Raw genomic sequence first — 6,163 nt, 5'->3', positions numbered from 1 at the left:
CCGGTCTTCAAGGCGATGGCGACTGGCTGGTCGGCAATCCGACCGGCGGCCAGCTTGCCTCGGCCTTGTGGATCGGGTCGGTCGGCCTGCTCATCCTCGGCCTGCAGCCCGTCCTGCTCGGCGCGCTCTATACCGAGGGCCATGTCAGCGGTGACGAGCTGGCACTGGTCGCCACCGCCGAGATGATCGCCATCGCGATCGGCTCGGCGATCGTCGCGATGCTGCTTTCCGCCCGCAACATGCGCTGGAAGAGTGCGGCCCTGCTGCTGCTCTTGGCGCTGGCCAATGTCTGGACGGCCTATGCCGCCGGCGCCAACACGCTGATGGCGGCTCGCGCGCTGGCCGGCCTCGCCGAAGGTGGCCTTGTCGCGGTCGCCACCGAACTGATCGCCCGTTCGCGGCGCGCCGAACGCATCGGCGGTTTTTTCGTCACCATGCAGACGCTGGCGCAATGCGCTCTTGCCTTGCTGCTGGCGCTCTATGTCATCCCCGCCGCCGGATCGGCGGGCGGCTTCCTCGTTCTCGCGGTCGTCTGTGTCGTGTCGTTGGTAATCGCCTTCGCGGTCCCCGCCGACTATGCCGACCTGCCGAAGGACGAGAACCTCGCCAATGTGCTGACGGGTCCCTCGATCACCGCGCTGTTGTCGGTCTTCTGCTACTTCATGTTCTTCGGCGCGGTCTGGGCGTTTTTGGAACCTCTCGGCGCCCAATTCGGCATCGATGGCCGCACCGTCGGGCTGATCGTCTCGGCCAGCCTCGCGGCGCAGGTGCTGGGCGCGATGACGGCGACCGTGTTCGAGGCGCGCATCGACTATCGCCTTGCCATCGCGGCGATCGGCATCGTCGCGCTTGCCGCCTCGCTCGTGCTTGCCAGCGGACCTGGCCTTACGACATTCTGGGTCGCCGCCCTGGTCATGGGTTTCATCCTGCTGTTCATCGTGCCCTACCAGATCCGGCTGGCGATCACCGCCGACGAGACACGCACCGCCGTGCTGCTGGTACCGGCCGCCCAGCTTTTCGGCCTAGCGATCGGGCCGGTCGCGGCGTCGCTGCTCATCGACGGCAAGGATTTTCGCCCGGTTCCGGAATTCGCCGCCGCGAGCGCCGTCGCCAGCGTGGCGCTGCTCGGCCTGTTTGTCCTCGTGGCGCGGCGTCGCCGGGTTATTGCGTGAGCGGCATGTCGAACAGCTGGAGCAACTGGTCGGGCTTTGTCACCGCCGAGCCGCGGCTGCTTGCCAGCCCGGCCGATGCCGGCGAACTCTGCGATCTCATTCGCACCGCGCCAGGTCCGGTCCGCGTCGTCGGCGCCGGTCACTCCTTCACGCCGCTGGTGAAGTCGCAAGGCACCATCCTGTCGCTGGAGAAGCTGGAAGGGCTGGTCTCGCATGACGCGAAAAAACATCAGGCGCGCGTGCGGGCAGGGACGCGGCTTGGTCCGCTCATGCACATCCTGCAAGGCATCGGCCAGGGCCTGCCCAACATGGGCGACATCGACCGCCAGGCGATAGGCGGAGCGCTGGGCACGGCTACTCACGGCTCGGGGCCGACGCTCGGTGCCTATCACACGCAGCTGGAAACGGTGCAGATCGTCGATGGGCTTGGCAAAGTCCGCGAGTTCAAGCGGGAAGGGGATCAGGAGACGATCCATGCCATCGGCGTCACGCTCGGTGCCTTCGGCGTCTTGAGCGAAGTGACGCTGAACAACATCGCGACCTACCGGCTGCGCCGCCGCAAATGGGTGCTGCCGATCGGCGACATGCTGCGCGATTTCGAAACGATGATGGCCGCGCATCGCTCGGCCGAATTCTACTACATTCCATTTTCCGGTTACGCGCAGTTCATCGCCAGCGACTTCAGCGCCGAGGCCACGACGACGCGCCCGACCGACGATGATGAGGGCTCGTTGCGCACGCTGCGCCGCTTGCGCACCGGGCTTGCCTGGCTGCCGTCGCTGCGCCGCCGGCTGATCCTGGGCGCGGTCGCCAAGGTGCCGGCCGAGGATTATGTGCAGGACTGGCTCAACGTCTATGCCAGCGACCGGCAGACCAGGTTCAACGAAATGGAATATCATCTTCCCTTCGAGGAGGGGCCGAAGGCGCTGGCCGAGATCATCGAACTGACCGAGAAGCATTTTCCGGAAGTCTATTTCCCGATGGAGGTGCGGTCGGTGGCATCGGACGAATTCTGGCTCTCGCCCTTCCACAAGAGGCTCACCTGTTCCATCGCCATCCACCACGACGCGGCGAACGATCCGTTGCCATTCATGCGCGCGGCCGAGCCGATCTTCCGCAGATATGGCGGCAGGCCGCACTGGGGCAAGATGCACAGCCTGAAAGCGGCCGACCTGAAAAAGCTCTATCTGCGTTGGGACGATGCGATTGCGGTGCGCCGCGACATCGACCCGCACAACCGTTTCGTCTCGCCCTATATCGCCGATCTCTTCGGCATCGACCAATGAAAGCCTATTTCGCCTCGCTTTCGGATGCGCTGAAGCAGGCGGGCATCTTCCAACCCTGCCTGCTGCTCGACCGCGACCGGCTGGACAGCAACATCGCCCTGGTGAAGCAAAGGCTCGATCCCCGCCTCGCCGTGCGGCTGGTCGACAAGTCGCTCGCTTGCCTGCCGTTGCTTGCCCATATCGGCAAGGCGCTTGGTACCCACCGCTTCATGACCTTCCACCCGCCGATCAGCGAGGCGGTGCTGAGCGCGTTTCCGGATGCGGACCTCCTCTACGGCAAGCCGATGCCGGTCGGCGCGGCAAGGGCGGCGCTTTCCAAGGGGAACGCAGCCGGGTCGAGGGTATGCTGGCTGATCGATACACAGCAGAGGCTGACGGAATATGGCGCGCTCGCCGACGAACTCGGCGTCGAGCTGCGCATTGCTTTCGAAATCGATGTCGGACTGCATCGCGGCGGCTTCGCCGAACCGGAAGCCCTCTCGCAGGCGTTGAAGGCGCTGCCGGCCCACAAACGGCTGCGCTGCGAAGGCGTCATGGCCTATGAAGCGCATGCGCCGCATATACCCGGCCTGTTCGGCGGGCCGGCGAGGGCATTGGCGCAAGCCTCGGAACGAGCCGCCGCTTTCGTGGCGCGCCTCGGCATGGACCAGCGCCATATCTTGAACATTGGCGGCAGCAAGACAGCGCTGCTTCATCATGGCGGCGCTGCCAATGAAGTGTCGATGGGCTCGGCCTTCGTGCTGCCCGGCGATTTCGACACGCCGGGCCTCGACGGCTTTCAGCCGGCGGCCTTCATTGCGACGCCGATCCTGAAAGTGGTCGAGCCGATGCTGCCCGGCCCGCCGGCGGTTTCGCGTCTGCTCCAGGCGCTCGGCCGGTTTCCGCGCAAGGGTTGTTATCTCTATGGCGGCAAATGGATGGCCGAACCGGTGTTTCCCGAAGGCATGACGACGAACGGCCTGCTTGGCCTGTCCTCCAACCAGCAATTCATGGGCCTGCCCGCCGAGGCCGTTGTCAGGCCCGGCGACCATGCGTTCCTGCGGCCGACGCAGAGCGAAGCCGTGCTGCAGCAGCTCGGACCGATCGCGGTGCTTTCCCGTGGCAGGATCGTCGACCGCTGGCCGGTGCTGCCGATGGGGTGACGTTTCGGCGTTCGCCATTGGCGCCTGCATTTGCGATGTCGTGATTCTAGGGGCTGCGCTCCGCTTCGCTCCTTCTGCTAGAATGACGAAGTTGTGAAGCGCCTCGTTGCAATGACTTTATTGACTAAGTCAACTAAATGATTGATCCTGTCCATGACAGGAGGACTGCCATGACGATCCACGACCACCCCGGCAAGGAACGCATCGACGCAGTGCGCGCCTTCAACCGCTTCTACACCCGCCAGATCGGTGTGCTCGACGAAGGCTGGCTGAAAAGCAACTTTTCGCTTACCGAGGCGCGGGTGCTCTATGAGCTTGCCCATCGCGACGGGCTCGTCGCCAGCGACCTGGTGCGCGATCTCGGCCTCGACCCCGGCTATGTCAGCCGTTTGCTCAAAAAATTCGAGGAGCGCGGTCTGGTCGAGCGCGAAGCCACCGAAGCGGACGCGCGCCGCGCCTCGATCGCGCTGACGCCGGCGGGCAGGGAAGCCTTCGCGCCGCTCAACCAGGATTCGCACGACCAGGTGCGAGCGCTGCTCGATCGACTGGCGCCCGTCGACCAGGATCGGCTGGTCAAGGCCATGCGCATCGTTCAGGACCTGCTCGGCGACAGACCCGAACCCAAGGTGCCTTACATCCTGCGGCCGCTAGAGGTTGGCGACATCGGCTGGGTCACGCGCCGCCAGGGCATGCTCTACGCGCAGGACTATGGCTGGGACGAAACCTATGAGGCGCTGGTCGCTGAGATCCTCGGCGAGTTCGTAAAGAAATTCGATCCGAAATGGGAGCGCGGCTGGATCGCCGAGCGGGAAGGCGAGGTCGTCGGCTCGGTCTTCGTCGTGCGCAAGTCGGATCAGGTGGCCAAGCTGCGGCTGCTCTATGTCGAACCGTCGGCGCGGGGCCTCGGCATCGGCAAACGGCTGGTCGAGGAATGCATCGGCTTTGCCCGCGCCAGGGGGTACAAGACGCTGACTTTGTGGACCAACGACATTCTGACCGCGGCCCGGCACATCTACCAGGCGGCCGGTTTCAAGCTGACCGAGGAAGAGCCTCACCATTCCTTCGGCAAGGATCTGGTTGGCCAGAACTGGGATCTGGAGCTGTAGCGGCGCCTCTATGCCTTGACCGGCACCCAGATCTCCAGCCCGCCATTGCCGGTGCGGGCATCGAATTCGGGCCCATAGCGCTCGAATTCCGGCGCGTCGGCGATTTCATGGCCGGAGGCCGGGAGCCAGCTGTTCCAGATCGTGTTGATCGTGCGCCGGATGGTCGAGATGTGCTCGCGATGCGTGAAAACGGCGTATTTCCGCGCCGGCACATGCACCCGGTAGAATTCCTTCGGCAGGTCGGAGAAGTCCGACACCTCGACGCCGACGACATAGTCGAAATTGCCGGCATCGTCGCCATTGAGGCAGACACCGTAGAAAACGCCTGGGACTTCGCCGGGGATGTTGCCGATATAAGGGCTGAAACGCTGCCACTGCATCGGAATGCCGGCGCTCGATTCGCAGCTGTAGCGCTCGCCGAAGCCGGCGATGAGGAAGGGTCGGCTGGTCTCGAAGCGCGGTGGTTCAAGGCTGGTGAGCAGGGTATGGTCCATCAAGATAGGCTCCACGAGATCGAGTGTCTTGGTCGAACCTTGCGCGCGCACCAGTTCCGGCGTGGTGCCGAACTGGTCGCGGAAGGCACGGGTGAAAGCCTCATGCGAGTTGTAGCCGGCGTCGAGCGCGACGCACAGTATGTCGGGCGCGCCGCCGGCGAGCCTGCGCGCCGCCTCGGTCAGCCGGCGCGAGCGCATGTAACCCATGACGGAACGGCCGGTGGCGGCGCCGAAGGCGCGCGTCACATGAAAGCGCGACACGCCGCTGCTGTGGGCGACGTCGTCGAGCGTAACAGCCTCCGGCAGGTGGCTCTCGACAAACCATAGCGCTTTCTCGGTCGGGTTCATGTGTTCCTCGCATGTGGCGTCTTCACTCTGGCGCCTCGTTGCCCGGCCAGTTTGATCGAAATTGCGCATGGCGCAAAATCGAACACGGCAACGCTGTCGGGCGTGGACGCAAAGTCCGTCCGCGCCCATGCCGACGGCAGGCTTGCTCGGGCCATGACGGCGGGCGCGGTGGCGCTCGTCGCTCTCGCGCTGCTGTCGATCGCTTATGGCTCGACGCTGATACCTCTGAGCGATGTCATCGCCGCCCTTGGCCGTGCCGTCGGACTGGACGAGCCTGAGATATCGGGCCCGGTCGGCAAGATCGTCGTCGACCTGCGGCTGCCGCGCACGATCCTGGCGATCTGTGTCGGCGGCGGGCTGGGCATCGTCGGCGCGCTTTTGCAGACGGTGACCCGTAACGATCTTGCCGACCCCTTCCTGTTCGGCCTGTCGTCGGGGGCCGCCGCCGGCGCGGTTTCCGTCATTACCGTGTTCGGCGACAGTTTCGGCATCTGGACCTTGCCCGTGGCTGCGTTCACTGGCGGCATCCTCGCCGCCTCCATCGTGCTTTTGCTGGTGGCGCGGGTGAGGGGGCAAGGTCCTGAGCGGCTGATCCTCGCCGGTCTTGCCGTTTCC

At 65.1% G+C, this 6,163-nt stretch carries 6 protein-coding genes; 5 read left to right on the top strand and 1 reads right to left on the bottom strand.

Annotation, left to right across the window (positions count from 1 at the left end; all coding sequences use genetic code 11):
- The 4 genes from EOA36_RS24000 to EOA36_RS23985 form a co-directional block, all read left to right on the top strand.
- Positions 1-1,172, top strand: a 1,172-nt coding sequence (locus tag EOA36_RS24000) for an MFS transporter (protein WP_145969277.1), incomplete at its 5' end; no start/stop codon positions are given.
- Positions 1,173-1,177: 5 nt separating this feature from the next.
- Positions 1,178-2,458 (top strand): D-arabinono-1,4-lactone oxidase, encoded by a 1,281-nt coding sequence (locus tag EOA36_RS23995; protein ID WP_127279706.1) that lies wholly within the window; start codon positions 1,178-1,180, stop codon positions 2,456-2,458.
- A complete protein-coding gene (locus tag EOA36_RS23990) occupies positions 2,455-3,600 on the top strand; it encodes a DSD1 family PLP-dependent enzyme (RefSeq protein WP_127279705.1) in 1,146 nt (381 codons plus the stop codon). The genes EOA36_RS23995 and EOA36_RS23990 overlap by 4 nt, the downstream gene beginning before the upstream one ends.
- 170 nt (positions 3,601-3,770) lie before the next feature.
- A complete protein-coding gene (locus EOA36_RS23985; RefSeq protein ID WP_127279704.1) occupies positions 3,771-4,706 on the top strand; it encodes a helix-turn-helix domain-containing GNAT family N-acetyltransferase in 936 nt (311 codons plus the stop codon).
- Between the two features lie 8 nt (positions 4,707-4,714).
- On the opposite strand, the gene EOA36_RS23980 is transcribed toward EOA36_RS23985, so the two are convergent.
- The gene (locus EOA36_RS23980; RefSeq protein WP_127279703.1) at positions 4,715-5,548 is read right to left on the bottom strand and encodes an AraC family transcriptional regulator; all 834 of its coding nucleotides are present in this window, start codon (positions 5,546-5,548) and stop codon (positions 4,715-4,717) included.
- Positions 5,549-5,701: 153 nt separating this feature from the next.
- On the opposite strand from EOA36_RS23980, the gene EOA36_RS23975 reads away from it, so the two are divergent.
- Positions 5,702-6,163 (top strand): iron chelate uptake ABC transporter family permease subunit (locus EOA36_RS23975; RefSeq protein WP_145969278.1); only part of this gene is annotated, 462 nt, incomplete at its 3' end.

Origin of the sequence: Mesorhizobium sp. M8A.F.Ca.ET.021.01.1.1, from assembly GCF_003998025.1 — a bacterium.
Classification (GTDB): Bacteria; Pseudomonadota; Alphaproteobacteria; order Rhizobiales; family Rhizobiaceae; genus Mesorhizobium.
This window is presented reverse-complemented; position numbering and strand designations above follow the sequence as displayed.